The organism is Nocardia aurea (assembly GCF_003123685.1).
In the GTDB taxonomy this organism is placed as follows: Bacteria; Actinomycetota; Actinomycetes; order Mycobacteriales; family Mycobacteriaceae; genus Nocardia; species Nocardia aurea.
In genome coordinates this window covers 140,773-166,989 of record NZ_QCYJ01000172.1, presented here as the reverse complement: position 1 = coordinate 166,989, position 26,217 = coordinate 140,773, and the positions used below count along the sequence as shown (strand labels likewise).

The following is a 26,217-nucleotide window of genomic DNA, read 5'->3' as shown; positions in this document are numbered from 1 at the left end:
TTCAGGCCGGGGTGAGGTGCACGTCGGTGCGCCCGCCGAGATCGACTTCGATGACGCATTCGCCGTTCGCGTCAGCGGTTGCCGTCGGCTCGGTCGCACCCGTGACGCGGTAACTCCGGTGCGGGACGAGGCGGTGCACGGCCAGCCGCACCCGTTGGGTGCCGCGCCCCGGGCGCAGCACCAGTTCGAGTCCGGCGCCGTCGGTCACCGCGCGCGCGACGAGCACGTCGGGGTAGGCGGCGTCGGCCAGAACGGGTCCGGCCCGCCACTGCGGCGGCACCGCGCCGAGCATCAGATCGCGCAGGCCGTCCGGCCGCAGGAATCGGGTCAGCGCGTGATGGGCGTTCGTGACGGTCGAGACGCCGGCGAAACGTCGTGCGCCGTCGCGTTCGACGAGGCGGTAGCTCTCGCCGAGGGAACGGGTCAGCGCGGCGGCGAGATCGGAGTCGCCCATCTCGGCCGCGGCGCTCGCCACGAAGACCTTGGTCATGCCCTCGCCGTTGACGACGTTGTAGTTGCCGAGGTCGACCCGGGCGCGCGCGCTGCCGCGCAGGCGCGCGTTCGTTCCGTCGTAGTCGACGAACCGATCGCGGATGGTGGTCCACGTGTCGCGCGCGAGGTCGGGCATCATCGCGTTCAGCCAGGCGACCATGCCCGCGTCGTAACCGAGTACCGGCTTGCTGATGGTGAGCGATGGGCCGAGCCTGCCCGGGATGAACCGCCCGTTGCGCCGTCGCCATCCGTCGTACAGGTAGCTGTGGCGTACCCGGTCGACCAGATCGCCGGTCAGTTCCGTGCCGTGCAGGCGATCGTGCATGACCAGCGTGTTGAACGCGAAGACATTGCAGATCGGGTAGATCAGATGCGGTTCGCACGCGTACTGCGGACAGTTCTCCCGCGCCAGCATGTTGCGGCGGATCGCGCGGGAGAGCCGGGCGAAATCGTAGTCGTGTGTCGTGCGCGGGCCCCAGGTCAGTTTCAACGATCCCGGACGGTCGAAAGTCGGGTCGGCGTTGAGGGATTCGTAGAGGCCGAGCATGACCCCGAAATAGCCGCTGTACATGACGTTCGCGTGCCGGATGGGATCGGTGTTGATTCTGGCGTAGCCGATCAGGCTTTCCACAGCCCAGTAACCCCACACGCGTTTGTCGCACATCTTGAGGATGGCGTTGCGCTGCGCCTCGGCGAGATAGCCGGTGAAGGCCGGAGTTCGGGTGTATTGCGCCATGGCGAGTGCGTAGCCGACGAAATTCAGCTGGTAGCGCAGCGCGCTGCCACCGATCTGTTCGATGCGGTCGAATCCGTCGAACCGATCGATCGGTTGCAGTGCCAGGTCGAGGACATAGCGCTGGAACGCGAGATCGTCGGGGTCGGATTCGGTGACCGAGGGCATGATTCGGGGGGCGGGCGTACTCATCAGGCGGCCTCGGTTCGCGCCGTGCGCGGGGCGGCGGCGGGGCCGGGACGGAGCGCGGTCGGCGCGAATTCCGCCGACGCGACCGTTCGGCCGCGCACGCGCCGCCAGAGTCGGTGCGCGCCGGCGGAGAGATATCCGGCAAGCAGGCAGCACGGCATCGGGTCTCGCTTCTCCAGGCCGCCACGTTGCGGCAATGACATGATTAGTTGCTAACTCTATCAAACTATCTTCCATGACGGGCGTTTTCGGCCGATAGTGGCCCGAATCATGTCCGGCGTGAATTATACAGTGCCGCAGTAGTTTTCGTGACCCAGCGGGTGGGTGTCGCCAGTTCGGCCGTGCGGTCGTGATTGAGATATTGATAAGTTCTGCGTCGCATCATCTCATCAATCATCTGAGCGGGAGAGAACATGAGCAGTGCACAGAACCGGCGGCGCACGATGACGGCGGTGGCGACCGGTGTCGTTCTCGGCACGGTGATGGCGGCCGGAGTGGCCGTCGCCGATCCGAATATCCAGATCCCCGGCACCGACGACGGCCTGCCGAACTGCGCGGTGCTGAACGTCAACGCGTTCGCGGGCTATATCGGCACCGGAGCGCCCACCCCCACCCGCGCGATGGACGAGAGTTTCGCCGCCGCGCCGGTCGGTGACTGGTGCAATACCAATGTCGGGTACTCGTCCACCGGTTACGGCGCCGACGGTGTCACCATGGTCAACCCCCGCACCGTCGACGGTCTGTTCCCCTACAACAACTCCGAGATCCTGGCCCGGCCCGTCTTCGAACCCGGGCAGACGATGACGATGGACATCGAGGGCGCGCCGGATATGACCGGCCACAACGGCACCGCCGGCTGGGGTGTGTCGAACCGGTCGATCGATCCGCTCGGCCTGGAGATCGCCTGGTTCATGTACAACGGCTCGCACGGTCTGGTCGGTGACGCGAGCGCTCTCACCCGCCCGATCTTCACCGTGCTCGGATCGGAACTACCGCGCGGCTTCTTCCTCATGGTCAAGCGCGGCGGCGAACTCGTTCCGCGGATCACCATGCTCGACCCCGGCCTGCTCGCGTCGGATCATGCCTACGCGGTCCGCCTCGACCACGAGCGAGTGGAATTCTTCATCGACGGCGGCTCGGTCGGCGCGTTCACGCACCCGCCGCACGGCGAGGGCGTGAACATCCTGGGTAAGCCGGTCCCGCTGCTCGGTCAGATGTGGCTCGACGGAAGTTACTGGTTCCCGCTGCCGATCCCCGAATACAACGCCGTCGAACAACGGCTGACGATGACGCGCTACCGCCAGGGGCCCAGCGCGACGACTCCGCTCACGTAACAACCTGGCCCGGCTCGCCGCGCGGCCGCGAAGAATTCGTGCTCGTGCCACCTGTGGTGGGTCTCGGCCGGTACTTCTACCACGGCGCGTTACCGGGCGCGGACGGACAGAAGGCCGGGTGATCGCCGCGCGCGCCGGGAGGCGACATCAGCGCGCGTGGTCCGCGCCGGGCGGATTCTGTTGTACCGCGGCGGGTTCGACGGATTTCCGCATTTCCCACCAGTAGCTCAACGTCACCGTCGTGTATGCCGCGAGCACCGCGACAGCCGGAAGTAGCGCGATCAGCACCACCACGGTCAGGGACATGACGCCCTCCCCTACGAATCGAACGTGTCACCAACAGCGCCGCGCGGCGCGTTCCTATTCCCACCGCGCGATATCCGCCGCGGCTCACGCCGGGCCGCGGGGGGCGAGCACATGATTGGGAACGCGTTCGGCGATGTAGCTCTGGACCCGGCGATAGTCGGGTTTGCCGCTGGGGGAGCGCGGCAGGGTCGGCGCCGACCAGATCAGACGGGGGACTTTCGACCAGGCGAGATGACGGCACAGATGTCGTTTGAGTGCCGCCGAGGACAAGGTCGTCCCGTCCGTCGAACAGACCAGCGCCGCGATCTGACTGCCCCGGCCGGGGTGGGGTAGGGCGATCGCCATCGCGTCGCCGATCGTGTCGAACGATTTGAGGACGTTCTCGATCTCTTCGACGAAAACCGTCACGCCCGCTATCTCGATCGAGGTGTCCCGACGGCCGATGAAAGTGATCGTGTTGTCCGATTCGACCCTGGCGACATCCTGGGAGATGGCCAGCGACTCCCGCGCGGTGGCCCGCAACAGGGAATCGGTACCGCGCTGGTCCTTGTAATAGCCGAGCGGCAGATTCCTGGTCGCCGCGAGATACCCTTCGGACCCGGTCTCGGTCGGCGCACCGTCGGCGTCGACGACGACGGTGCCCGGGGCGAGGTGGAAACGCGAGCGGCGGGCGAGATCGTCGTCCTTGCGGGCCACGCCCGCGCCGCGCAATCCGGTTTCCGACGATCCGATGGATTCGAAGACGTCGGTCCACGGGAATTGTTCGAGCAGTGCGTTCTTCACCGATTGTGACAGCGGGGCGGCGCAGGAGGCGATGGTCGTGAGCGAGGTGGCGTCGGTCGGACGTCGGCGATAGGCGTCGAGGAGCGGGCGTGCCATCGCGTCGCCCGCCGACACCAGGACCTGGGGACGTTTCTCCGCGACGATCCGCCAGATCTCGTCCGGATCGAATTGCGAGGTCAGCACCACCGTGTGACCGCACAGCAACGCGGTCAGCGTCGGCATGACGCCCGCGGCGTCGCCGAGCGGAACGAGGACGAGCCATTGGGGATGACCGGCGCCCCGGTGGGAGCCGCGTAATCTGCGCGCGCCGAGCCGGTCGAGGTGGAAATCCATACTGCCCGCGAGTACCCGCGCCAGATCCTGGTGTTGCCACATGATCGCTTTGGGCGGTCCCGTGGTGCCGAGTGTGTAGACGAGCATCAGATCCTCGCCGCCGCGTGCCGTGAGCGGGCGGAACGGCAGGCCGGCGCGAAGATCGGTTTCGGCGGACGCCGCGCTCGGCGCCTGCCTGCGCTCGGTGAACTCGTCGGCGACCGCGATGGTGTGGCGCAGATTCGGCAGGCTCTGGCGCGCCTCGGCGACCGCCGGTTGGTAGCGGCGGTGATGGACGAGGACTTCGAGATCGGCGTGATCGCACAGGTGCCGGATCTGGGCCCACCCGTGCCAGTAGCCGACGTTGACCAGGACCGCGCCGAGTTTGAAACAGGCGAGGATCGTCTCGACGGTCTCGATGCTGTTGTGCATCAGGTAACCGACGTGGGTGCCCACGCCCACCCCGCGCGCGGCGAGCGTGTGGGCTATTCGATTCGCGCGGACGTCGAGTTCGGCGAAGGTTGCGGTCCGGTCACCGTGGACCACCGCGGCACGGTGGGGTACGCGGTCGGCGGTCTGTTCGAAAAGGTCTGCGAAATTACTCGACATCACGATGCTCGATGGGTCGGGTGGTGGCGGCTGCGGATCCGGCACGGAGAATACTGAGACAGTACACTGGACAAGTGTCTGGAAGAATATCACGACGTGCTCCGCCCGGTCGAGACGAGCGGAGCCACCCGGCGACTCCGACGGTGTGATTCTGCTCGATTGAGCTCCCTCGTGTGGGGTATGCCGTGGGCGAGGCGACTCGAACGGTGAGGCGCTCGGCTCCAGAATGGGAGAACACGATGCTCGGTCTCGGAATCATCGGATGGATCATCATCGGCGGCCTGGCCGGATGGATCGCCAGCAAGATCATGAAAACCGATGCGCAACAGGGCATTCTGCTCAATATCGTGGTCGGTGTCATCGGCGGCCTGCTCGGCGGGTTCGTCCTGAAGCTCTTCGATGTCGACGTCGAGGGCGGCGGCCTGTGGTTCAGCTTCTTCACCTGCCTCGGCGGCGCGGTGATCCTGCTGTTCCTGGTCGGTCTGGTGACCGGGCGCAGTCGCTCGGTGCGCTGATCGCGCCGACCGAGAGCAGGTGCGGGAGCAATTGTTCCCGACACCTGCTCTGTCGGCGTGTCGAGCCCGTATGCCGAGGTCGGCATACGGGCTCACTCGCGTAACGGATCGGGTCGTTGCGACGTCGCGGCGTCGGCGGTCTGCTACGAATAGCGAGGTGGTGCACCGTCGACGCAGCCCGTTCGGCGATGTGCCCCTGCCGTTACGGCGGGCGTTCTCCGGGAGTGATCCTGCCTCGGACGTCGTCCCGCGTCCTGAGATACACACGCGTTCGTGGTCCGAACCGTCCTCGAGCGCGACAGGTGCGTTTCGAGTCGTGAGGAGACAGCGTGGCAGTGATCGTCGAGCGTCGTTCGAAGTGGTATTTCTCGGACTACGGTGTGTACGGCCCGGCGGTGACAACTCCGGTGACAGGTCGCGGTCGCGTGCCGTTGCGCACCCTGGTCTTCGAGGCGATGGCCCATTACCGGCCCGAGGTGTTCACCGATCCGGCGCGCGCGGGAATCCACTTCCACGGCGGGGGTCGTGAGGAACTGCTGCGGATCCGCGCCGATATCGAGGAGCCCGGTGACCTCTGCTACGCCCAGATGGACGATCGCGGCCTGACCATCGCGGGCACGCTCGGCCAAGCGGCCGCCATCGCCGCGCACCTACGCCGCCACATTCCCGCCGACACCCCGCTACGCATGGTCACCAGGGGCGCGGAATGCGATCTGATGCCCGGTGTCACCGTCGACACCATCACCGCGGCCCTCACGCCCGCCGACATCCTGGCCGACGCGGCCCGCTGAATTGCGCGACTCCCGTGCCCGCGCGAGGCGTGTCCCCGCGCGGGTGACGCGCGTCCGACCCCGGTTCTTGCGTGAGCGCGGGCGCGGATGAATCATGGACGGCGTTCGGCACACCATCTCGAGTTCGATCAAGTTCTCTGCTGTCCTCATCGGAGTGATCCTCGAAAGGTTCGTGAACATATGCAAACGAGTTCTTCTCAGATTCAACAGCTTCGGTTGGACGACGGCAGGATGATCGCCTGTACGAGTCCGGCCGAGGCGCGAATGCTGTGGGGCGAGATGTCGACGACCGGTTTCTACCGTCTGGCCGCCGCGGAATTGCGGCCCTCCGACGTCGCCATCGATATCGGGGCCAATATCGGCCTCAGCGCGATGATGTTCGCCGACACCTGCCCGGGGGTCAAGGTCGTCACCGCCGAACCGGCTCCGGCGACCTTCGACTGCCTGGAACGCAATGTGGCTTCCCATGTGCCCGGGGGCGTTCCGTTGCGCATCGCCGTCGGCGCGGAACGCGGAGTGCTGCCGTTCACCTGGTACCCGCGGGCCACGGCGAATTCGGGTTTCTACGCCGACCGCGCGGCCGACGACGAGGCGACCAAGGTCTATCTTCGCAACAGCGGCCTGCCCGACGAGGCGATCGACATGATCACCGCCGAACTCCACGAGGGCGAGCAGATCGATGTCGAGGTCACCACCGTGTCGGCGATCATCGACGAGCACGCGCCCGACAGCGAGATCGGCGTACTCAAGATCGATGTCGAGCGCGCCGAGATGGATGTCCTGCGCGGTGTCGCCGAGGGCGATTGGCCCCGCATCCGCGCCGTCGTCGCCGAGGTCCACGATATCGACGGCCGCCTCGCCGAGGTCTGCGATCTGCTGGGCAGACAGGGATTCACGGCGCGCACCAGACAGGACGCCGCGCTGATCGGCACCGAATTGCACGAGGTCTACGCGACCCGTCGTCGATGAGACCGCGGTGCGGGCGTGCCGGACACTGAGTGACGAACGGGCGTGCGGGCAGCCACCCGCGCGCCCGCTACTCGTACTGGCTTCGCAGGTATTCGGCCGACCGCGCCGCGACGGCGGCCACTTCGCGCACCTCAGGCGGCGCGGCGGGATCGCCCGCGAGGTGGTCGAGGACCTCGCGTAGTCGGCGTGCCAATCGCAGTGTCTGCGTGACACATTCGGTCAGGTCGGGGCCGATGGTGGTCAGCAGGGGATCGGAGAGTTGTTCGACGATCGCGTGTTGGTCGAGTCGATACTCGAGTCGACGATGGTCGCCGATGACCTCGATCAATTCGTAGCTGATGGCCTCGCATTCCTGTGCCACCGGCAGACATTCGTGCGGGCGGGGCACGTGATGCTCGTAGAGTGCCGTGCTGGACAGTCCCGCCGCGGCGAATCCGTGGAAGCATCGGGCGAGCATCACGATCGCGGGCTGTGGCGCGTACGGGACGTCGTCGAGCCGTCGAGCCGCCTCCGACAGCATCGCGACCAATCCGCCCGCGTCCGGTCGATATCCTGGCTGCTCCAGCGTTTCGGTCGCATCGAGTCCGCCGATCATGCCGGACAGAATAGGCGAATCCGGTCCGGCCGCCACCGCGCCACGCTCGCGTTTTCGGGTCGCCCGGTGGAACCGGTTCGCGGGCCGGGTGACTCGTGGTGCCGGGGTCGGTCCCGCGCGCGGCCTCCGGGAACCGACACGGTAGAACGGACGTCATCGGTCCCCGTCCAACGCTTGGGAGTTCGCAACGTGAGTGCGCCGGAAGTCGTCTACAACGTCGTGGTCGTGACACATCTGCTCGGTATGGCGGCGGTGGTCGGCGGATACGTCGCCGGGCAGCCGAAGGTCTCGGAACTGATGGTGTGGGGTGCGCGCGCCCAGATCATCACGGGACTGATCCTGGTCGGCATGGCCTCGGCGATCGATTCGATCGGCAAGGAACCCGACAACGCGAAAGTCGCGGTCAAGCTGGTAATCGCGATCCTCGTCGCGGCCTTCGCCGAGATGGGCCGCGCGGACGCGAAACGCGGCAACGACATCGCGTGGATGACCCATGCGGCGGGCGGACTCGCGATCGTGAACGTCCTCGTCGCGGTGCTCTGGACCTGATTCCGGCGCCGATATCGCGCACCGGGAGGCGGTGGCGCGCAGCCGGTTGCCTCCCTCCCTCGCGAGTGCTATAAATCAACCCTGCCAGTCATGCTAAGCACTCGTTCAGCATCAGGGAATTCGGAGTCCGGCGGAAGTTCGGCACAACCGGTACCTCGGGTTTTCCGAAGTCGACCGGACGAGCCGCCGTGCGACGGTGAGGTGAGCTATGGGGCCTTTCGAGGAAATCGAGGACTTCTTCGTCCTGCTCGACGCGGCGCAGCGGTACGCGCTGTGGCCGTGTTTCGCCGAGTCGCCGGGCGGGGCACAGGTCGTCTTCGGGCCGGCCTCGCGCAGCGCGTGTACCGAGTACCTGGCGATCGCGGCGGCCGGGACCGCCTCCTGATCGGCCGTCGGTCGCGGTCAGAGCACCACGGGTAACAGGTCGGGTCGTTTGGCGGACAGGCCGGTGCCGGAGGAGGTTCCGCGCATCCGCCTGCCGATCCACGGCAGCAGATGACGGATCGCCCACCCCGATTCCGCGGTGAGCGCGCTCGCGTGCGGAGCCGGCGGCAGCGGATCGCGCCAGGTGTCGTTGGCGCCGGGAAGCCTCAGGGCGTCGGCCACGGCGCGGGCGACGAGATCGTGCCCGAGCGGGCCGAGGTGGAGGCGATCGTCGCACCAGACCAGTGGATGCGTGGTCGCCTCGACGAGTTCGAAATCCAGGAGTACGACACCGTGTTCTTCGGCGAGTGTGCGCAGATCGTCGTTCAGCGCGTAGATGCGCGGTGAGAGCGGACGCGCCAGTGGGGCGATGCCGCCGATATCGGGATAGGTGAAGCCGACAACCGTCGCGCCGGTGTCGATGAGCGCGCCGAAGATGATGTCGAGATCGGTGAGCAGCGATTTGCGGTCGAAGCGCGGCCGGATCAGATCGTTCATACCCGCCATGACCGTGACGAGATCCGGATCGAGGGCGATCGCCTGCTCGAGTTGTTCGTCGCGGATCTGCCCGACCCGTCTGCCCCGGACCGCCAGATTCGCGTAATGCGCTCCCGGATACGCCGCGTCGAGCAATTCGGCGAACCTGTCGGCCCACCCGCGATAACCGCCCATCCCGTCGGGATCCCCGACGCCTTCGGTCTGGCTGTCTCCGATGGCGACATATCGGGAGTACGACATCCAGGATCCGGAGTACGGGTCCATATGCACCTCGCGGGTCGACGGCTACCTCGGCCCGGCGCGTGCTGCGTGCGGGGATCCGACTGCGCTCATCGACCGGCGTCGCGCGTTCCTCGCGACGCACGAACATCGTATGTGTCACCGCGCGTCGCGGCCATCGGTGGGCGGACGTCCGGTGGGGAAGTCGCGGGAGCGCGGTGCGGGGCGGTGGACCGAGGCCCACCGCCCCGACGACGGATCACGCGTTCGCGGCGGCCAATCCGGTGCGCAGATCGGCGAGGATGTCGTCGATTCCCTCGACGCCGACCGCGAGGCGGACCAGCCCCGGCGTGACGCCGGCGGCGAGCTGCTCCTCGGGGGTCAGCTGGGAATGCGTGGTCGAGGCCGGATGGATGACCAGCGACCGGACGTCACCGATATTGGCTACGTGACTGTGCAGGGTGAGCGCTTCGACGAAACGCTTGCCCGCGTCGACCCCGCCCGCGAGTTCGAATCCGATGATCGCGCCCGCGCCCTTCGGGGCCAGCGCCCGCGCGCGCTCGTACCACGGCGAGGACGGCAGCCCGGCGTAGGCGACCGAGGTGACGCCCTGCTGTTCGGTGAGGAATTCCGCGACGGCCTTCGCGTTGCTCACATGCCGTTCGATGCGCAGGCTCAGCGTTTCCAGGCCCTGGCTGATGAGGAAGGCGTTGAACGGCGACACCGCCGAACCGAGGTCGCGCAGCAACTGGACCCTGGCCTTGAGCGCGTACGCCGGAGCGCCGAGATCGGCGTAGACGACGCCGTGGTAGCTGGGGTCGGGTTCGGTGAAACCGGGGAAACGTCCACCGCGCCAGTCGAAACCGCCGCCGTCGACGATGACGCCCGCGATCGCGGTGCCGTGCCCGCCGAGATACTTGGTCGCCGAATGCACGACGATATCCGCGCCGTGCGCGAGCGGCTGGATCAGGTACGGAGTGGCCACCGTGTTGTCCACGATCAGTGGAACTCCCGCGGCGTGGGCGACTTCGGCGATACCGGGGATGTCGAGGATGTGGTTCTGCGGGTTGGAGATCGTCTCGCCGTAGACCGCCTTGGTATTCGGGCGGATCGCCGAACGCCACTGCTCCAGATCGTCGGGATCGTCGACGAAGGACACCTCGATACCGAGTTTCGGCAGCGTGTACCTGAACAGGTTGTAGGTGCCGCCGTACAGGCGCGGGCTCGACACGATATGGTCGCCCGCCCCGGCGATATTCAGGATCGCGAAGGTTTCGGCGGCCTGTCCCGAAGACAGCAGCAGCGCGGCCACGCCGCCCTCCAGCGCGGCGATGCGCTGCTCGACCGCGTCCTGGGTGGGATTCATGATCCGGGTGTAGATATTGCCCGGTTCGGCCAACCCGAACAGCGCCGCCGCGTGGTCGGTGTCGCGGAAGGTGTAGGAGGTGGTCTGGTAGATCGGCAGCGCGCGTGCGGAGGTGGTGCCGTCGGGAAGTTGTCCGACGTGGATCTGCTTGGTCTCGAAACTCCAGCTCGCGGTGGGATCCGCGGCCGTCGACGGGTCGGTCATGCGAGGGCTCCAGACGATGGGGGTGAGGTTCGGAACATCACGCGCGCGGCGGTCGCCGTGGCGTCGACGATCTCGATCGGCGGGTCGCGCGGATCCGTGGTCATGCCCCGAAAGGCTAGGAGCGCTCGGGGGTTTGCGCGACGTTTACATTCGGCTCGAGCGCAACGGTGGCCGAGGCGTGGGCACGTTGTCGCGCGGTGGCCGAGGCGGCGAACCCGCAGGTGCGCGGGCGTGATCGCGTGCGCGGCACCGGTAGGCGGAACGATTGCGGCGCGGGTTACCGGAGGGTGGCGCAGCGTCGCTCAGGCGGCGCCGCGCGCGTTGTAGACGGTGAATTCCCGGTCGGCCGCCATGCGTCCGTAGTCGGCGAAAACCTCGAGCGCGCGGTCGCGCTGGACGCCGATATCGACCCGGATGCCACGGCCGCGGAATTGTTCGGCCCAGTCCTCGCGCATCGGTCCTTCGTCGAATCCGGTCAGCTGCTCCAGTTCCGGTCCTTCGCCCGCGATGACCAGACGTTTCACCCCCGACCACAGCACCGCGCCGTAGCACTGGGCGCACGGCCGCCAATTGACGACGAGTTCGCGATCGGGCGCGTCCACCGCGCCGAGGTCCCAGTCGCCGACCCGCGTCTGCGCGAGCGACAGCGCGACCACCTCGGCGTGGGCGGACGAAAGCCCGCTGGCCAGTACCAGGTTCACCCCCGCCGCGACGATCGCGCCGGTGGCGCTGTCGATGACGAGTGCCGCGAACGGTCCGCCGGACCCTTCGCGCGGGTTGCGTGCCGCGAGCCGGTGGACCAGCGCCATGCGCTGGTCGTCGGAGTCGAGAACGGCGGGGGAGTGCTCGAGTTCGTCGAAGACCCAGTCGGGCATGGTCGCGCCGTAGGAGCGCGGCAGAGCGTCGGTGTTCACGGCGTGCCCTTCGTCGGGTGCGGTCATCGGTGTGGGCAAACGTAGAGCGCGGGCGTTGCGGAGTGATTTCCTGGGCGCGTCAGCGGGGTAAGGGTTGTACGATGCCGATATGAAGATATTGCTATCAACGCATGTGGTGGCCATTCGGTGGTGGCGCAGCGGGCGAAGGTGACGAACGAAATCGCAAGGAGGGCAGGAGGAGGCCTCGGTTTCGGCTGCTCGCGACGGTCGAATGCGGGCGATGGTTCGATTCGGCCGGTTCGGTGTGGGAAACGGGCATAGCCCAACCAACTGACCAGTACGCTCCGGAGGGCGTCGTATGTTTCGACGCCGTGGAGGAGGCGAGTATGGGAGCCGACGGTTCCGAACGAATCACGGTCACCGATCGGCCCGTGGTGGGTTCGGATATCTATGTCGACAACCAGCTGTTCCTCGGCCACGGCGAGGACGATATGCGCGGTGGTCTGGCCCGGGTGATCGCCGTGCACGAGGATCTCGACTATCCCGACGGCCCACTGATCGATGTCGCCGAACATCCCGACTGTAGCTACGACTGGACGCTGCTCAGCCGCGAACAGGAACGGTTACGCGCCGCGTTCGGCGAACGGCGCGCTTCCGCCGATCCTGATCTACGCCCCGAGTTCGATCTGTACTGACCGTCCCGGGTTCACGTATGCGATACGGGAATTCGCTGTGTCCACGCCATATGGACGGCGCTGCTGCCCACTCCGGCCAGGGCCAGATTCGCCGCGCCGAGCAGGACCAGTCCCGCCGCGGCGAGGAATCCCAGCGCGGTCGGCGATTGCGGGGGAAACAGCAGGACGAGAATGCCGACCAGCATGGTCGCGACGCCGGTCAGTTCGTGGCGCACGGGTTCGGCCAGCCGGTCGTCCCAGACCGAGACCGTGGCCTGACCGACACCGCTGATCGCCCAGCTCGCGCCGAGCCAGATCGACAGCAGCGGAATCGAGTTGCCGCCCACCACGTTGAACAGCGCCAGCGCCGCGGTCAGCATTCCGCACAGCGCCAGCACGGCGCGCAGCGGTGTCGCGAATCGGGCGGCGATCGCGAGGTAGATCTGTACTCCGGCGCTGAGGGCGATGCCCGCGCCGAGCAGCATTTCCAACGAGTGGACCGTCTTGTCGGGCCAGATCGCGACCAATAGTCCGAGTGCGGCCGAGCCGATCCCGAGGACGAGAACGGCCTCGTGGCCCCGGTGTACCCGAGGTGTGCTCGCCCGGACGCGTGACGCGCCGGACGCGGGACCGTCATGGGAACGCGAGAACAGCCGACCCGTCGTCGCGGGAAGTCGGGAGCGCAGTGTCACCATGGGGCAGCAATGCCCGCTTTCCGCGATCCGACACAGCTCGAACCGATAACTTCTGATGATCGGCGTCCATCCGTATCGACATCCGAGGAGTGCCACGTGCCGTATTACCGATCGGTGGGCTCGGTCCCCCCGAAGCGTCACACGCAGCACCGGAGCCCGGACGGCGCGTTGTACTACGAGGAGTTGATGGGGGAAGAGGGTTTCTCCTCGGATTCGTCGCTGCTCTATCACCGTCACATTCCCTCGGCGATCGTCGACGCCACCGAATGGGAGCTGCCGGATCAGACATCGGTGCCGAATCATCCGCTACGCCCGCGCCACCTGCGCCTGCGCACACTGTTCGACGACGACGTGATCGCCGGTGCCGACGTCGTCACCGGGCGACGGCTGATCCTCGGTAACGCCGATGTCCGTATCTCCTACGTGGTGGCGGGTGCGCCGTCTCCGCTGTACCGCAACGCGATCGGCGACGAGGTGGTCTACCTCGAATCGGGCGAGGCGTCGGTCGAAACCGTCTTCGGTGTGTTGAACGCGCGCCGGGGCGACTACGTCGTAATTCCCCGTGCGACGACGCACCGCTGGATTCCCCGCGGTGGCGAAGTGTTGCGGGCGTACGCGATCGAGGCGGGCAGCCATATCGTTCCGGCGAAGCGTTACCTGTCGCGCTTCGGTCAGTTGCTCGAATCCGCCCCGTACTGCGAGCGGGATCTGCACGGTCCGGGTGAACCCCTGCTCGCCACCGCCACGGGTGACGTCGAAGTACTGGTGAAACATCGGGGTTCCTCCGGTGTCGTTGGCACCAGGATGATGTATCCGACACACCCTTTCGATGTGGTCGGCTGGGACGGATGTCTCTACCCGTACACGTTCGACATCGCCGATTTCGAACCGTTGACCGGACGGGTGCACCAGCCCCCGCCCGCACACCAGGTGTTCGAGGGCGCGAATTTCGTCATCTGTAATTTCGTGCCGAGGAAGGTCGACTACCACCCGTTGGCGATCCCGGTTCCCTACTACCACTCCAACGTCGACTCCGACGAGGTCATGTTCTATTGCGGCGGTGACTACGAGGCGCGCAAGGGATCGGGGATCGGGGCGGGTTCGGTCTCGCTGCATCCGGGCGGTCACGCCCACGGGCCGCAGCCCGGTGCGTACGAGCGCAGCATCGGGGCCGAGTTCTTCGACGAACTGGCCGTCATGGTGGACACGTTCCGGCCGCTCGAACTCGGGGAAGGCGCTCTGGCCTGCGAGGATCCGGACTACGCGTGGACGTGGGCCGGTCGCGGTCCCGGTGACGCCCCCGGGGCAGTGGGTCCGGCGTGACGCGGCGGTGCGCGGTGCGCGCGGTGACGGACCGGTTCCCGTCGGCCGCGAGGCTGTCGGCGTGACCGGCGTGCTGATTCCCGACGATTCCGGGTTCGGGCCGGACAACCTCCCGTTCGGTATCTTCTCCACCCCGGAACTGACGCCGCGCGCGGGTGTGCGGATCGGTGACCACGTCCTCGATCTCCGGGCGGTGTTCGGCGACCCGGTCTTCGCGACGGGTTCGCTGAACGCGTTCATGTCGCGCGGCCCGTCGCACTGGGCGGCCGTACGTGAGCGGCTACAGGAGGTCGTCCGCGCGGGCGAGGTGCCCGACGGTGTCCTGCACGCCGTGACCGGGGTGCGGATGCACCTGCCGTTCGAGGTGGCCGACTACGTGGACTTCTACGCCTCCGAACACCACGCCGTCGCTCTCGGTCGTCTGTTCCGGCCGAATGCCGAACCGCTGCTGCCGAATTGGAAGCATCTCCCGGTGGGATACCACGGTCGAGCGGGCACCGTCGTCGTGTCGGGGACCGATATCGTGCGCCCCTCGGGACAGCGGAGAGCCCCCGGTGCCGACAACCCCGAATTCGGGCCGAGCACCCGCTTGGACATCGAGGCGGAACTCGGATTCGTCGTCGGCGTGCCGTCCACCGGACCGATCCGCGTCGATGATTTCGCCGAGCACGTGTTCGGGGCGGTGATCGTCAACGACTGGTCCGCCCGCGACATCCAGGTGTGGGAGTACGTTCCGCTCGGGCCCTTCCTCGGCAAGAGTTTCGCGACCTCGATCTCACCCTGGGTCGTCCCTCTCGCGGCGCTGAGCCACGCCCGCATCCATCCCCCGCCCCAGGACCCGTTGCCGCTGCCGTATCTGCGCGGGACACAACCGTGGGGGCTCGACGTCGATCTCGAGGTGCGCTGGAACGGTGAGCGCGTGAGCCGACCGCCCTACGGGCAGATGTACTGGACTCCCGCGCAGATGCTGGCCCATCTCACCGTCAACGGCGCGACGGCGCGGACCGGGGACCTGTTCGCCTCCGGAACGATCTCCGGCGCGGGGGAGGACCAACGCGGTTCGTTCATCGAATCGACCGGCGGCGGTGCGCGGCCGATCACCGTGCGGGGCGAGACCCGCACCTTCCTCGAGGACGGCGACGAGATCGTCATCTCGGCCGACGCGCCCGGCCCGGGTAACTCGCGCATCGGCTTCGGGGAGGTGCGCGGCAGGATCGTCACGCGAGCGTGAACAGCGCTCGGTGCCACCGGTCGGCTCAGCGGCGTCGTAGGGCCGATGCCAGGCCCGCTCCGAGGAGCAGAGCACCGATGAGGAGAAGTCCGCCGTCGGTCGCCCAGACACTCAGCGCGAGCCGGGTCTCGATCGGCAGCGCGGGTATGTCCCGGATCGCGCGCAGGGCGTTCCCGGGAAACAGCAGCGCGACAGCCCCCGGGATCAGTCCCAGACCCAGCCCGCCACCACCGTGCCGGTCGGCGCGTAGGCCGCCGGCGCGGCGACCAGGAGCAGCAGGATCGCGCCACCGACGATCTGGACATTCGGGCCGAGACGGTCCCCGCTGTCGGAGAACGTCTCCCAGCGGTCGGTGGAGCGACTCCCGTTGGCGAACAGTCCGATGCCGACGGGAGTGATCAGCAGGGCGACGATCATCGTGAGCGCCGTGCCGAGGACACCGGCGCCGCGCGCTCGCGGGGGCGGTGACCAGCGCGGCGGCTGGTCCTGCGGTGACCGATACGTCGACTGCGGCGGCGGGTACTGATACGACACGTTCATCTCCGATTCCCCGGTCCCCGAGCGCATTCGGACGCGCCCTCCCTCGCCTCGACGGTACCGCGTGCGCGCCCGGGGGTGCGGACGGTGCCGACCGGACTCCGACGGGCACGCGCCTGACCGAGAAACCTCGCCGACGTGCGGTGTCGACACCCGGCGCGGCGGCGCCGAGCGGTACCCCGGTCGCCTCGGTCGGTGCGCTCGGGCAGGCGTGATCAACCTGCCGTTACCCGTTATAGAAAGTTCTCCAGAATGCTCACCAGAATGAGCTACTGGAATACACTCGGTAGTCCACTCGTGCGAGTAACCGTCGTGCGTGAAGTCGAGACGAGGTAGTGCTATGACGAATCCGAGGTCGCGGTGGTGAACCATTCCTACGGTGGACGTTTCGCCGGTCGCACCGCACTGGTCACCGGCGGTGGATCCGGTATCGGGGCCGCGTTGACCGGAGCCCTGGCCGCCGCGGGCGCGGATGTGCGGTGCGCCGATATCGATGTCGCCGCCGCCGAACGTGTGGTCGGCGCGATCGACGGCCCGGGCAAGGCGGTGGCGGTCGCCCTCGATGTCACCGATGCCGAGGCGGTGCGGGCGGCCGTGGACGATATCGTCGCCGAATCGGGTTCGATCGACCTGATATTCAACAACGCGGGCATTTTCATCGGCGGCGAAACCCAATTGCTGACGCTGGAGCAGTGGAACCGCATCATCGATATCAACCTGCGCGGGGTCGTGCACGGTGTCCACGCCGCGTATCCGCATATGATCGCCGCTCGCGGCGGACATATCGTCAATACCGCCTCCGCGGCGGGTCTGATGGCCTCGGGGCTGCTCACCAGTTACTGCGCCACCAAATTCGCCGTCGTCGGGCTGTCCGACGCGTTGCGGTCGGAAGCCGTGGGGCACGGCATCGGGGTCACGGTCGTATGTCCGTCGGCCGTGGAGACGCCGATCCTGGACTCGGGCAAGGTCGGGTCGTTCCCCGGGCGAAGTTTCCTGCTCGGGGCGGAGAAGTCCACGCGCGCGTACCCGCCCGATCGCCTGGCCGCGGAGATACTGGCCGCCGTCGCCGCGAACCGGTCGCGGGTGGTCGTCCCGCGCCGCACTCGCATCGGCTGGTATCTCAACCGGATCGCGCCCCGGGTGATCGAACGTCGACTCAACGCCTATGTGCGCGAACAGGTTGCCGCAAGCCGGGTGAACGACTGATTCGGGTCCGTGTGTCCGCAGGAGCGCCGGACTCGCCGGTGCGCCGCGTCGTCCCGAGTCCGGTGAGCCCTGTGAGGCGCAGAGCAAGCCCGGTGTGCGCTGGGGCCGGAATCGCGCCGCTGTGCCGGGCTGTCGGATCCGTTCGCCGGTCACGTGCCCGGGAGTAGCCGTGGTCGCGTGTGCCCGCCGGGGCGATACCCGTCGTCGACGAGACCGCGCGGGCGTGCGATAGCGAGTTCATCGATCATCCGGGCGTTCCGGCCGGTCGACGCGGTGGTGTCCGCGGCTGCCCGCAGGGCCGTCGTCGGTTCGCCGAGAAGTGACCCGGGATATTCGGACGGATTCCCGCCATGCTGACTATTGTGCTTACGGTATCGGTTACCGTAGTGTTGCCCACGTCACATGGTCGACCCCAGCGATACCGGCTCCGGCCACGGCGGGCACGCCGCGGTCCGCGCAGCACTACCCGGCAACTGCCACGACCGCCCGACAGACGAGTAAGGCACGCGATGCGTTTTGTTCCATCGAATTCGGTGCGATCGCGGAATGCGATGATCGGAAGCCGACGAGACATCGGCCGTGGTCGCCGCGATATCCGCGGTGCGGCCGCCTGTCCGGCGGGATGTCGGGCATGAGTCAGCACATACAGTTCCTGCTTCTCGGCATCGGCAGCGGCGGTGTATTCGGCGCGCTCGCCATCGCCTTGGTGCTGACCTATCGGAGTTCGGGCGTACTCAACTTCGCCACCGGTGCCATCGCGCTCAATTGCGCCTATATCTACGCTTTTCTCCGTAAGGGTGAGTTCGTCATCCTGGTGCCGGGTTTGCCGAAATCCGTCGATATCGGCGGTGATCCGGGTTTCGCGGCGTCGGCGGGGATCGCGGTGGCGCTCTCGGCGTTGTTCGGGTTGCTCGTGTATGTGGTCGTGTTCCGGCCATTGCGCAAAGCGCCTCCGATCGCACGCGCCGTCGCCTCGATCGCGTTGATGATCGTGTTGGTGGCGATCGCGAGCAAACAGGTCGGCACCAATACCGTCGGCGTGAAAGCGATATTCCCGGTCGACATCTGGACCGTGGGAAGTATCCGGATTCCGCAGGACCGTGTGTATTTCGGGATCGCCATCTTCGGGCTCGCCCTCGTACTCGCCGCGCTGTACCGGTTCACTCGATTCGGCCTGCTGACGCGCGCCACCGCGGAAAGCGAGGAAGGCGCCTACGTCAGCGGATTGTCGCCGGATCGGGTCGCGGCCTACAACTGGATGATCGGCGCGGCGGTGGCGGGTTCGGCGGGCATTCTGATCTCGCCGATCGTGCCGCTCACCCCGACGGGATATTCGCTGTTCATCGTTCCGGCGCTGGCCGCCGCGATCATCGGACAGTTCTCCTCGGTCGTGGCCGCCGTCGCGGCGGGGCTGGTGATCGGCATGCTCCAGTCCGAGGCCACCTACCTCGCGCGGGTGCACGAGTGGCTGCCCTCCAGCGGCCTGGTCGAATTGGTTCCGCTGGTGGTGATCCTGGTCGTCCTGGTCATCCGGGCCAAACCGCTTCCGTCGCGCGGCGCGGTCATCGTTTCCGAATTGGGTAACGCGCCGTACCCGCGCAGGGTGTGGAGCGGCGCCGGAATCGGTGTGGTGATCGTCGGACTCGCGCTGATCCTGTCCGGAAACGATGTGCGGGTCGCGCTCATCACGACGCTGATACTCGGTGTCATCGGACTTTCGCAGGTGGTCGTCACCGGTTACGCGGGTCAGGTCTCCCTGGCCCAACTCGCCCTGGCGGGCGCGGCGGCGTTCATCCTCGGGCCGATCACCGCGAGTTGGGGTATCCCGTTCCCGTTCGCCCCACTGCTCGCGGCCCTCGTCGCCACGGTGCTCGGGGTGGTCGTGGGGTTGCCCGCCTTGCGCATTCGGGGACTCACCGTCGCGGTCGTCACCCTCGCCCTGGCCTACGCCATCGAAGCGCTGTGGTTCCGCAATCTGGATTTCGTTCCCTCCAGCGGTGTGGATATCCCGGATCCGAAGATCTTCGGCTACAGCCTCGGGATCGGTCGTGGCGAGAATTATCCGAGGCTGGAATTCGGACTGTTCTGCCTCGCGGTTCTCGCCGTGGTCGGAGTGGGAGTCGCGTGTCTGCGACGCAGCGGACTCGGCACCCGCATGCTCGCCGTTCGCGCGAACGAGCGTTCCGCCGCCGCCTCCGGTGTCGATGTGGTGCGAACGAAACTGGCGGCCTTCGCGATCGGCGCGTTCATCGCCGGAATCGGCGGCTGTCTGCTCGCCTATCAACAGACCAACGTCTCGTTCCAGTCCTTCACGGCGCTGGCCGGGCTCACCCTGTTCGCCATCGTGTATCTCGCCGGCATCACCTCGATCTCGGGCGGCATCCTCAGCGGTGTACTCGGCGCCGGCGGTGTCGCGTTCCTGCTGCTTGAGCACGTGGGCGAATCGGCGGGCACCTGGTATCAGGTGATCGTCGGCGTCGGGCTCATGGTGACCGTGCTGATGAATCCCGAGGGAATCGTCGGCCCGGCGCAGCGGGCGCTGGCACGAGCGGGAAGACGCCCGTCTCCGCGCACCGGCTCGATGGTCGCCGCCGGTTCGGCCGTCGACCGAACCGCTTCTCTCACGGGTTCGCCGTTCGACGATGTCGATCGGACACCTGAGCGGTCGGGAGACCCGCTGCTCGCGCTGGACAGGGTCACCGTCCGGTACGGCGGCGTGGTCGCCGTGGACGAGGTGAGTTTCGATGTTGCCGACGGCGCGATCGTCGGACTCATCGGTCCGAACGGGGCGGGAAAGACGACCTTGATCGACGCCATCAGCGGATCGGTGCGCGCCGAGGGCACCGTCGCCGTCGCGGGTGAAGCATTGGGCGACAAGAGCACGCACCGGCGAGTCCACGCCGGTCTCGGGCGGACATTCCAGGCGATCGAACTGTACGAGGATCTGACCGTTCGCGAGAACGTCCAGGTCGGGCTGTCGGGTCGGGGCAGAGCCGGGGGAGCCGACAGTGCCACCGAGCTGGACGAGATCTTCGATCTGCTCGGACTCGTCGAGGTCTGCGATACGCCCGCGGGTGAATTGTCCCAGGGGCAGAGGCAATTGGTGTCGATCGCCCGGGCGCTCGCGGGCAGGCCGAAAGTGCTGCTACTCGACGAGCCGGCCGGAGGTCTCGACACCACCGAAAGTCGTTGGCTGGGTGACCGATTGCTGGCGATCCGCGCCAGCGGTGTGACGATCCTGCTGGTCGAACACGATATGAGCCTGGTCCTGCGGATCTGCGACGTCATCCAGGTCTTGAACTTCGGCCGCACCCTCGCCTCGGGCACACCCGAGCAGATTCGCGGCGACCGCGCAGTCGCCGAGGCCTACCTCGGCGCCATGCACACCGAGGAGGTGCTCGGATGAGTCTGCGACTGACCGGATTGACCGCCGGATACGGCAAACTCCCCATCGTCCGCGACCTCGATCTCGAGGTACCCGGTGGCAGCGTCACCGCCATCCTCGGGCCGAACGGCTCGGGCAAGACGACGCTGATGCGGACACTGGCCGGTCTGCTGCCCGCACTCGGCGGTGAGGTGGCGGTGGGGCAACGGCGTCTGCCCAACGGCAGGCCCGCCACCGCGAACCGGGCGGGCATCGTGCTCGTGCCGGACAACCGGGCCCTTTTCACCAGCCTGACCGTCGCGGAGAATCTCCGGATCGCGCGACGGCGCGACGGTCGCCCGCTCGAGGAGATCCTCGAACTGCTGCCCGCACTGCGGCCGCGATGGAAGGTCGCGGCGGGCTCGCTCTCGGGCGGTGAACAGCAGATGCTCGCCGTCGGTCGCGCGCTGATCCAGAATCCGCAGGTGCTGCTCATCGACGAGATGAGCATGGGACTCGCCCCGGTGATCGTGGAGAGTCTGCTGCCCGCCGTGCGGCATATCGCCGACAACACCGGTGCGGCGGTCGTACTTGTCGAACAACATGTGCGGCTCGCACTCGAGGTGGCCGACGACGCCATCGTCCTCGTGCACGGCGACGTGACGCTGCGTGGTCGCGCCGAGGACCTGCGGGCGACACCCGAACGCCTCGAAGCCGCGTATCTCGGAGGTGAATCCATCACAGCCGCAGGGTGATTCCTCGAATCCAGAATCGCAGGGGGGCTACACCACAGTTACAGGAGATCGCAATGTCCCTTTCCATACGGAGACGGTGGGCCGCCCTGCCGTGCGCCGCGCTCGCGGTGGCGCTTCTCGCCTCCGGTTGTTCCGGTGACGACACCGAGTCGTCCGGACGCGTACCGGACAAATCCGTACTCGGCCCGGAGAACAAAGCCACCGGCGCGCCCGTCGAGATCGCCTTCATCACGACCGGTCCCAAGGCGCCGGTGTACACCGAGGAACTCGAGGTGGCCAAGGCGACGGTCTCGTACATCAACAACTACCTGGGCGGAATCAACGGCCGCCCGATCGCGCTCACCACCTGTGAGGACGAGATCCAGGTGAGCCTGGCGCGCAACTGCGCCAACAAATTCGTCCAGTCCGGCGCGGTCGCGGTGGTGAGCGGCGAGACCAGTAACGCCGACACCGTCGCGAGCATCACCTCGCCGCTGGCCATGCCGTACCTCACTGCGGCGGGCGGACAGCAATCGCTGCTGCTGCCGAACACCTATGTGCTGGGCAATTCGCTCGGCGCGCTCGCCGGAGTGCCCGCCGCCTACGCGAAACAGAAGGGCTACAAGAACGTCGCGATCCTGACCGTCGACTCACCCACCGCCGTCGAACCGCTGAAACGGCTGGGGCCCTTCGCGTTCGGCAACGCCGGAGCGCAGGTGGATGTGGTCGCCGTACCGCTCGGCACCGCGGATATGACTCCGCAGATCCAGGCCGCGCTCGAGAAGAAGCCCGATATGTTCCACCTGCTCGGCGACGTCTCGTTCTGCACGTCGGCGATCAAGGCGATGCGGACGCTGAACGCGACCCAACCGGTCATGTCGGTCACCCAGTGCATCGGTGACTCCGAGGCCGCTTCGCAGATTCCCGGTGGCTACTCCGACGTCATGGTCATCGTCAACGCCGCGCTCGACCCGGGCGCACCGGAGACGAAGATCTTCGACGCGGTCGTCGAGGGATCCGGTGCCAAGAAGCCGGACTCGGCCGCGTCCGCGTACCGGGCGCTTCTCGGACTCTGGTCGGCACTGAACGGTATGCCCGGTGACATCACCCGCGAGACGGTCGTCGCGCGCCTGAACGCGATGCCCGAGCCGAAACCGCTGCCCCTCGCCGCCGGTGACACCTTCCAGTGCGGAAGCAAACCCATCGCGGTCGTCCCGAACATCTGCACCGCTTCGGCGCTCCTCGGCAGGGCGGAGGAGGATGGGACACTGGTCGATGTGAAGGCCATCGACACCACCCCGATATTCAAGATGCCGGGTAGCTGACTGTCACGAACCCGACGCCCCGTCCCGCAACTCGGGACGGGGCGTCGTCATGTCCACGTGCCGACGATGCGAGCAGCACTCGCACGGGTTCGCCCTCCGCGCGAGCGCGGGCGGCGATGAGGGCATCGGCCTTCACAGAGGTTCGCCTCCCGGTTGCTGTGTCGACGTCCTATGCTCGATACACATACTTTCGAGTCTGCGACGATGCCCGACATCGGTCGCCCGGAATTCGGCCGGGCAGGAGGTCTCGCGGTCATGGATCGTCACGAGATTGCCGAGATGGCAGCGCTCTGGTGCGAAGCGGTGCTCGACGCCGGATTCGCGGTGCGGTCGCGCCGCGATGTCAGGGCGGCGATGGCGACATGGCTCGCAGACTTGGACGCGGCCATGGATGCCGAACCGTTCGATCCGGCGCCGGGAAGGCGGATCGGACGCGAGATGGCGCGCGCCGACCTGCACGGCTCCGCCGTGGTGCGGGCGTCCGCGACGGCGTGGGCCGGTCTGCTCGAGCACTCGCGCCGACCGGATCGAGCCCAGCGCTTCGGCGCGGTCATGGCCGACCTCGGGTGTGGCCTGTCGACCGGGTCGCCGTCCGCCGTGGCTCGCGAACAGGAGATCGCGGCCGAGCGGTTCCGGGCTGTCTTCGACAATGCCGCGATCGCGATCGCCCTGTACGACGTGAACGGCCTCACGATCGACGCGAATCGGGCGACGGCCCGCATGGTCGGCATTCCCGGTGACGAGCTACCGGGCACCGCGGGGCTGCGCCTCGTCCACCCCGATGATCGCGATCGGCTGCGTGATCTGGTGATCGACCTGCGCAGGCGGGGTTCGGGCACCCTGCGTTTCGAGGGGCGATTCCGGCGCGGAGACGGCACTGTCGGCTGGGGCACGTGGACGATGACGCTCATGCACGGCGAGGACGACGACGCCTACCTGCTCGCGGTGGGTGAGGACAACACCGAACGGCACACGATGCAGGCCGAGTTGCGCTGGCTGGCCGAGCACGACCCGTTGACCGGTCTGCCCAACCGCCGCTGCCTCGTCGATCAGCTGGAACGGATCGCGGCGGAAGCCGACCCCACGGATCTGGTCGGGTTGTGTCTGGTCGATCTCGACGGATTCAAACTGGTCAACGACCGACACGGGCACGCGGCGGGTGACCGGTTGCTGACCGAGATCGGGCGCAGGCTCAGTGACGCGCTGTGCTCCCCGTCGGTCGCTCTGGCCCGGATAGGCGGCGACGAATTCGTCGCCCTGCTGGAACCCCCGTGCGATGACAACCGCGTCGGCGCCGCCGCCGCGACCATCCTCGCCGCCCTGCGTGAGCCGATGCCCATCGGCGCGACGAGACCGCTGTCGATCACCGCGAGCATCGGCGCTGTCGTCGTCCCGGTGGCGGGCGCGGACCCGGAGAAACTGCTGCACGCGGCAGACGTCGGCCTGTACCGTGCCAAGGCCGGTGGCCGAGGAACCTGGGTACTCCAGCCGTAAGCGCACGGAATCTCCACAATCGGGGCGGGTGGTCTCCACACCGAATGGTTAGGGTTCCGACATGGAACAGAGTGGGGCGGGGAACGGTCGGGCACGGCGGATCCTGGTGGTCGACGACGAAGTGACCATCGCGGAATCGGTCGCGGCTCGATTGCGGGCGGAGGGATTCACTGTCGAAGTGGCGCACGACGGGCCGGGCGCGGTCGCCGCGGTGCGGGCGAACGAGCCGGATCTCGTGGTGCTCGACGTGATGCTGCCCGGGTTCGACGGGTTGGAGGTGTGCCGCAGGATCCAGGCGGGGCGTGCGATTCCGGTGCTGATGTTGACCGCGCGGATCGACGAGACCGATCAACTCGTCGGCTTGGGGGTCGGGGCGGACGACTATCTCACCAAACCGTTCTCGATGCGGGTGCTCGCCGCTCGGGTCCACGCGCTGCTGCGCCGGGTGGACCGGGCGGCCGACCGCGACGGGGCGAGCATCGTCGTCGGCGATCTGCGTATCGACGTCGACCAGCGCCGGGTCTGGCGCGCGGAGAACGAAGCTCAGCTCACGCCGCTGGAATTCGAATTGCTCGCCCGGCTCGCGCGCCGCCCCCGCGTCGTGCTCGCCAGGGAGCGTTTGCTCGAGGAGGTGTGGGACTGGGCCGATGCCGCGGGCACCCGTGCCGTGGACAGTCATGTCAAGGCGTTGCGCCGCAAGCTCGGTGCCGACCTGATCCGGACCGTGCACGGTGTCGGCTACGCGCTGGAGGCGCCGTGATCGAGCCGGTGACCGATTCCGCGCGCGACGGGGAGATCGGGAACGGCTCATTCAGGCAGCGGATCCGGGCGTGGACGGACCGCGTCGCGACGGTTCTGCCACGTCCGCTCGATCCGGTGCGCTCGATCAAACTCAAACTGGCGATTCTGATGGTGGTGTCCGGCGGTGTCGCGTTCGGGTTCTTCCGATTCCGGATCGGTTGGTTGCCGCCGAAGACGACCGTGGCGGCGTTGGTCATCGCGCTGGTGACCTCACAATTCCTCGCGCACGGCATCACCCGGCCGCTGCGGGAGATGACAGCGGCGGCCAAGCGGATGGCGCAGGGGGATTACACGCGCCGGGTGCGGGCGAGCTCCCGCGACGAGGTCGGCCAGCTCGCCGAGGCGTTCAACCAGATGGCCGCCGACCTGGCCGCCGCCGATCAGCAGCGTCGCGATCTCATCGCCAATGTGTCGCACGAATTGCGCACGCCGATCACGGCACTCAACGCGGTGCTGGAGAATCTGGTCGACGGGGTGTCCGAACCCGATTCGGGCACGCTGCGCACCGCCCTGGCCCAGACCGAACGTCTCGGGTTGCTCGTCTCCGAACTCCTGGATCTGTCGAGTATCGAAGCGGGCGCGATTCCGCTCGACCGTGAGGAAGTCGCCGTCGCACCGCTCTTGGCGCAGGTGGTCGACGAAGCCGAGGTGACGGCGGCGGTATTGGGCCGAGGCGTGCGTTTCGGCACGGACGTGTACCCCGGCGGTGTGTGCGTTCGCGCAGACCGCGCACGATTGCACCAAGTGCTGCTCAACCTGCTCGACAACGCCGCCCGTCACGGTCCCGCGGGTGGCGAGGTGCGGATAACGGCACGCGCCGCCGAGGGCGGGGTGGTCATCGATGTCGAGGACGACGGTCCCGGAATTCCGGTGGCGGAGCGAGCTGGGATCTTCGATCGTTTCACCCGGGGCGGTCGCTCCGACGGTGGCGGAACGGGATTGGGATTGGCGATCTCGCGGTGGATCGTGGAATTGCACGGCGGCACGATCGCCGTCGCCGATCCGGGCTCCAGGATTCGCGTCGTCCTGCCCGACCGCTGAATTCCCGGTGCCCGGCGTCGTCGGGCACCG

At 67.5% G+C, this 26,217-nt stretch carries 26 protein-coding genes; 16 read left to right on the top strand and 10 right to left on the bottom strand.

Annotation, left to right across the window (positions count from 1 at the left end; genetic code table 11):
* Position 1: 1 nt before the first annotated feature.
* A complete protein-coding gene (locus tag DAT37_RS41985; protein ID WP_109530526.1) occupies positions 2-1,417 on the bottom strand; it encodes a linalool dehydratase/isomerase domain-containing protein in 1,416 nt (471 codons plus the stop codon).
* Positions 1,417-1,617 (bottom strand): hypothetical protein, encoded by a 201-nt coding sequence (locus DAT37_RS44655; protein ID WP_157978973.1) that lies wholly within the window; start codon positions 1,615-1,617, stop codon positions 1,417-1,419. Before DAT37_RS44655 ends, DAT37_RS41985 begins: the two co-directional genes overlap by 1 nt.
* 210 nt (positions 1,618-1,827) lie before the next feature.
* On the opposite strand from DAT37_RS44655, the gene DAT37_RS41980 reads away from it, so the two are divergent.
* Positions 1,828-2,748: a hypothetical protein gene (locus tag DAT37_RS41980; RefSeq protein ID WP_109530525.1), complete on the top strand. Its 921-nt coding sequence runs from the start codon at positions 1,828-1,830 to the stop codon at positions 2,746-2,748.
* Between the two features lie 147 nt (positions 2,749-2,895).
* Here DAT37_RS41980 and DAT37_RS44650 read toward each other — a convergent pair whose 3' ends face one another.
* A complete protein-coding gene (locus DAT37_RS44650) occupies positions 2,896-3,054 on the bottom strand; it encodes a hypothetical protein (protein WP_157978972.1) in 159 nt (52 codons plus the stop codon).
* A gap of 84 nt (positions 3,055-3,138) precedes the next feature.
* Positions 3,139-4,758, bottom strand: coding sequence for an AMP-binding protein (locus DAT37_RS41975; protein ID WP_109530524.1), 1,620 nt, complete (start codon positions 4,756-4,758; stop codon positions 3,139-3,141).
* Positions 4,759-4,997: 239 nt separating this feature from the next.
* On the opposite strand from DAT37_RS41975, the gene DAT37_RS41970 reads away from it, so the two are divergent.
* The 3 genes from DAT37_RS41970 to DAT37_RS41960 all read left to right on the top strand — a co-directional run bounded on the left by DAT37_RS41970 (position 4,998) and on the right by DAT37_RS41960 (position 7,033).
* Positions 4,998-5,273 (top strand): GlsB/YeaQ/YmgE family stress response membrane protein, encoded by a 276-nt coding sequence (locus DAT37_RS41970; RefSeq protein WP_109530523.1) that lies wholly within the window; start codon positions 4,998-5,000, stop codon positions 5,271-5,273.
* A gap of 329 nt (positions 5,274-5,602) precedes the next feature.
* The gene (locus tag DAT37_RS41965; RefSeq protein WP_157978970.1) at positions 5,603-6,064 is read left to right on the top strand and encodes a hypothetical protein; all 462 of its coding nucleotides are present in this window, start codon (positions 5,603-5,605) and stop codon (positions 6,062-6,064) included.
* Positions 6,065-6,295: 231 nt separating this feature from the next.
* Positions 6,296-7,033 carry an FkbM family methyltransferase gene (locus DAT37_RS41960; RefSeq protein WP_198654711.1) on the top strand — a complete coding sequence of 246 codons (738 nt, stop codon included), beginning with the start codon at positions 6,296-6,298 and terminating at the stop codon, positions 7,031-7,033.
* A 67-nt stretch (positions 7,034-7,100) separates the two neighbouring features.
* On the opposite strand, the gene DAT37_RS41955 is transcribed toward DAT37_RS41960, so the two are convergent.
* Entirely contained in the window at positions 7,101-7,628 is a 528-nt protein-coding gene (locus tag DAT37_RS41955) for a hypothetical protein (RefSeq protein ID WP_157978969.1), read from the bottom strand.
* 243 nt (positions 7,629-7,871) lie between these two features.
* On the opposite strand from DAT37_RS41955, the gene DAT37_RS41950 reads away from it, so the two are divergent.
* Together DAT37_RS41950 and DAT37_RS41945 are read left to right on the top strand one after the other, a co-directional pair.
* Positions 7,872-8,177, top strand: coding sequence for a hypothetical protein (locus DAT37_RS41950; protein ID WP_109530640.1), 306 nt, complete (start codon positions 7,872-7,874; stop codon positions 8,175-8,177).
* A 208-nt stretch (positions 8,178-8,385) separates the two neighbouring features.
* Positions 8,386-8,562 (top strand): MbtH family NRPS accessory protein, encoded by a 177-nt coding sequence (locus DAT37_RS41945; RefSeq protein ID WP_109530519.1) that lies wholly within the window; start codon positions 8,386-8,388, stop codon positions 8,560-8,562.
* Between the two features lie 17 nt (positions 8,563-8,579).
* Here DAT37_RS41945 and DAT37_RS41940 read toward each other — a convergent pair whose 3' ends face one another.
* The 3 genes from DAT37_RS41940 to DAT37_RS41930 form a co-directional block, all read right to left on the bottom strand.
* Positions 8,580-9,338 (bottom strand): SGNH/GDSL hydrolase family protein, encoded by a 759-nt coding sequence (locus DAT37_RS41940; RefSeq protein ID WP_109530639.1) that lies wholly within the window; start codon positions 9,336-9,338, stop codon positions 8,580-8,582.
* A gap of 238 nt (positions 9,339-9,576) precedes the next feature.
* A complete protein-coding gene (locus DAT37_RS41935) occupies positions 9,577-10,887 on the bottom strand; it encodes a bifunctional o-acetylhomoserine/o-acetylserine sulfhydrylase (RefSeq protein ID WP_109530518.1) in 1,311 nt (436 codons plus the stop codon).
* 302 nt (positions 10,888-11,189) lie between these two features.
* Positions 11,190-11,828 carry a nucleoside deaminase gene (locus tag DAT37_RS41930; protein WP_232840319.1) on the bottom strand — a complete coding sequence of 213 codons (639 nt, stop codon included), beginning with the start codon at positions 11,826-11,828 and terminating at the stop codon, positions 11,190-11,192.
* A 320-nt stretch (positions 11,829-12,148) separates the two neighbouring features.
* On the opposite strand from DAT37_RS41930, the gene DAT37_RS41925 reads away from it, so the two are divergent.
* Positions 12,149-12,457, top strand: a complete 309-nt coding sequence (locus DAT37_RS41925; protein ID WP_109530517.1) for a hypothetical protein — start codon at positions 12,149-12,151, stop codon at positions 12,455-12,457.
* Positions 12,458-12,468: 11 nt separating this feature from the next.
* Here DAT37_RS41925 and DAT37_RS41920 read toward each other — a convergent pair whose 3' ends face one another.
* A complete protein-coding gene (locus tag DAT37_RS41920) occupies positions 12,469-13,131 on the bottom strand; it encodes a DUF308 domain-containing protein (protein ID WP_109530516.1) in 663 nt (220 codons plus the stop codon).
* 96 nt (positions 13,132-13,227) lie between these two features.
* Between DAT37_RS41920 and DAT37_RS41915 the strand changes: the two genes are divergently transcribed.
* Both DAT37_RS41915 and fahA read left to right on the top strand, forming a co-directional pair.
* Positions 13,228-14,454 (top strand): homogentisate 1,2-dioxygenase, encoded by a 1,227-nt coding sequence (locus DAT37_RS41915; RefSeq protein ID WP_109530515.1) that lies wholly within the window; start codon positions 13,228-13,230, stop codon positions 14,452-14,454.
* A 61-nt stretch (positions 14,455-14,515) separates the two neighbouring features.
* The gene (fahA, locus tag DAT37_RS41910) at positions 14,516-15,685 is read left to right on the top strand and encodes a fumarylacetoacetase (protein WP_109530637.1); all 1,170 of its coding nucleotides are present in this window, start codon (positions 14,516-14,518) and stop codon (positions 15,683-15,685) included.
* A 204-nt stretch (positions 15,686-15,889) separates the two neighbouring features.
* Here the strand turns inward: fahA and DAT37_RS41905 are convergent, their stop codons facing one another.
* Complete coding sequence (locus DAT37_RS41905; RefSeq protein WP_157978968.1) at positions 15,890-16,225, bottom strand: hypothetical protein; 336 nt, start codon at positions 16,223-16,225, stop codon at positions 15,890-15,892.
* 360 nt (positions 16,226-16,585) lie between these two features.
* On the opposite strand from DAT37_RS41905, the gene DAT37_RS41900 reads away from it, so the two are divergent.
* From DAT37_RS41900 to DAT37_RS41870, 7 genes are all read left to right on the top strand, one after another.
* A complete protein-coding gene (locus DAT37_RS41900; protein WP_109530636.1) occupies positions 16,586-17,428 on the top strand; it encodes an SDR family NAD(P)-dependent oxidoreductase in 843 nt (280 codons plus the stop codon).
* A 631-nt stretch (positions 17,429-18,059) separates the two neighbouring features.
* Positions 18,060-20,834 carry a branched-chain amino acid ABC transporter permease/ATP-binding protein gene (locus tag DAT37_RS41895; protein WP_109530635.1) on the top strand — a complete coding sequence of 925 codons (2,775 nt, stop codon included), beginning with the start codon at positions 18,060-18,062 and terminating at the stop codon, positions 20,832-20,834.
* Positions 20,831-21,547 (top strand): ABC transporter ATP-binding protein, encoded by a 717-nt coding sequence (locus tag DAT37_RS41890; RefSeq protein ID WP_109530513.1) that lies wholly within the window; start codon positions 20,831-20,833, stop codon positions 21,545-21,547. The genes DAT37_RS41895 and DAT37_RS41890 overlap by 4 nt, the downstream gene beginning before the upstream one ends.
* A 53-nt stretch (positions 21,548-21,600) precedes the next feature.
* The gene (locus DAT37_RS41885; protein WP_109530512.1) at positions 21,601-22,851 is read left to right on the top strand and encodes an ABC transporter substrate-binding protein; all 1,251 of its coding nucleotides are present in this window, start codon (positions 21,601-21,603) and stop codon (positions 22,849-22,851) included.
* A 204-nt stretch (positions 22,852-23,055) separates the two neighbouring features.
* Positions 23,056-24,345 carry a sensor domain-containing diguanylate cyclase gene (locus DAT37_RS41880; protein WP_157978967.1) on the top strand — a complete coding sequence of 430 codons (1,290 nt, stop codon included), beginning with the start codon at positions 23,056-23,058 and terminating at the stop codon, positions 24,343-24,345.
* Positions 24,346-24,406: 61 nt separating this feature from the next.
* On the top strand, positions 24,407-25,105 hold the full coding sequence (locus tag DAT37_RS41875; RefSeq protein ID WP_109530510.1) for a response regulator transcription factor: 699 nt from the start codon (positions 24,407-24,409) through the stop codon (positions 25,103-25,105).
* Positions 25,106-25,254: 149 nt separating this feature from the next.
* Positions 25,255-26,187 (top strand): HAMP domain-containing sensor histidine kinase, encoded by a 933-nt coding sequence (locus DAT37_RS41870; protein WP_109530634.1) that lies wholly within the window; start codon positions 25,255-25,257, stop codon positions 26,185-26,187.
* Positions 26,188-26,217 lie beyond the last annotated feature (30 nt).

What these genes read in the sequence shown, in the direction of transcription:
- DAT37_RS41985 (WP_109530526.1), bottom strand. Translation starts at nt 1,417, where the DNA reads ATGAGTACGCCCGCCCCCCGAATCATGCCCTCGGTCACCGAATCCGAC.
- DAT37_RS44655 (WP_157978973.1), bottom strand. Translation starts at nt 1,617, where the DNA reads ATGTCATTGCCGCAACGTGGCGGCCTGGAGAAGCGAGACCCGATGCCG.
- DAT37_RS41980 (WP_109530525.1), top strand. Translation starts at nt 1,828, where the DNA reads ATGAGCAGTGCACAGAACCGGCGGCGCACGATGACGGCGGTGGCGACC.
- DAT37_RS44650 (WP_157978972.1), bottom strand. Translation starts at nt 3,054, where the DNA reads ATGTCCCTGACCGTGGTGGTGCTGATCGCGCTACTTCCGGCTGTCGCG.
- DAT37_RS41975 (WP_109530524.1), bottom strand. Translation starts at nt 4,758, where the DNA reads ATGTCGAGTAATTTCGCAGACCTTTTCGAACAGACCGCCGACCGCGTA.
- DAT37_RS41970 (WP_109530523.1), top strand. Translation starts at nt 4,998, where the DNA reads ATGCTCGGTCTCGGAATCATCGGATGGATCATCATCGGCGGCCTGGCC.
- DAT37_RS41960 (WP_198654711.1), top strand. Translation starts at nt 6,296, where the DNA reads ATGATCGCCTGTACGAGTCCGGCCGAGGCGCGAATGCTGTGGGGCGAG.
- DAT37_RS41955 (WP_157978969.1), bottom strand. Translation starts at nt 7,628, where the DNA reads ATGATCGGCGGACTCGATGCGACCGAAACGCTGGAGCAGCCAGGATAT.
- DAT37_RS41950 (WP_109530640.1), top strand. Translation starts at nt 7,872, where the DNA reads ATGGCGGCGGTGGTCGGCGGATACGTCGCCGGGCAGCCGAAGGTCTCG.
- DAT37_RS41945 (WP_109530519.1), top strand. Translation starts at nt 8,386, where the DNA reads ATGGGGCCTTTCGAGGAAATCGAGGACTTCTTCGTCCTGCTCGACGCG.
- DAT37_RS41940 (WP_109530639.1), bottom strand. Translation starts at nt 9,338, where the DNA reads ATGTCGTACTCCCGATATGTCGCCATCGGAGACAGCCAGACCGAAGGC.
- DAT37_RS41935 (WP_109530518.1), bottom strand. Translation starts at nt 10,887, where the DNA reads ATGACCGACCCGTCGACGGCCGCGGATCCCACCGCGAGCTGGAGTTTC.
- DAT37_RS41930 (WP_232840319.1), bottom strand. Translation starts at nt 11,828, where the DNA reads ATGACCGCACCCGACGAAGGGCACGCCGTGAACACCGACGCTCTGCCG.
- DAT37_RS41925 (WP_109530517.1), top strand. Translation starts at nt 12,149, where the DNA reads ATGGGAGCCGACGGTTCCGAACGAATCACGGTCACCGATCGGCCCGTG.
- DAT37_RS41920 (WP_109530516.1), bottom strand. Translation starts at nt 13,131, where the DNA reads ATGGTGACACTGCGCTCCCGACTTCCCGCGACGACGGGTCGGCTGTTC.
- DAT37_RS41905 (WP_157978968.1), bottom strand. Translation starts at nt 16,225, where the DNA reads ATGAACGTGTCGTATCAGTACCCGCCGCCGCAGTCGACGTATCGGTCA.
- DAT37_RS41895 (WP_109530635.1), top strand. Translation starts at nt 18,060, where the DNA reads ATGAGTCAGCACATACAGTTCCTGCTTCTCGGCATCGGCAGCGGCGGT.
- DAT37_RS41890 (WP_109530513.1), top strand. Translation starts at nt 20,831, where the DNA reads ATGAGTCTGCGACTGACCGGATTGACCGCCGGATACGGCAAACTCCCC.
- DAT37_RS41885 (WP_109530512.1), top strand. Translation starts at nt 21,601, where the DNA reads ATGTCCCTTTCCATACGGAGACGGTGGGCCGCCCTGCCGTGCGCCGCG.
- DAT37_RS41880 (WP_157978967.1), top strand. Translation starts at nt 23,056, where the DNA reads ATGCCCGACATCGGTCGCCCGGAATTCGGCCGGGCAGGAGGTCTCGCG.
- DAT37_RS41875 (WP_109530510.1), top strand. Translation starts at nt 24,407, where the DNA reads ATGGAACAGAGTGGGGCGGGGAACGGTCGGGCACGGCGGATCCTGGTG.
- DAT37_RS41870 (WP_109530634.1), top strand. Translation starts at nt 25,255, where the DNA reads ATGGTGGTGTCCGGCGGTGTCGCGTTCGGGTTCTTCCGATTCCGGATC.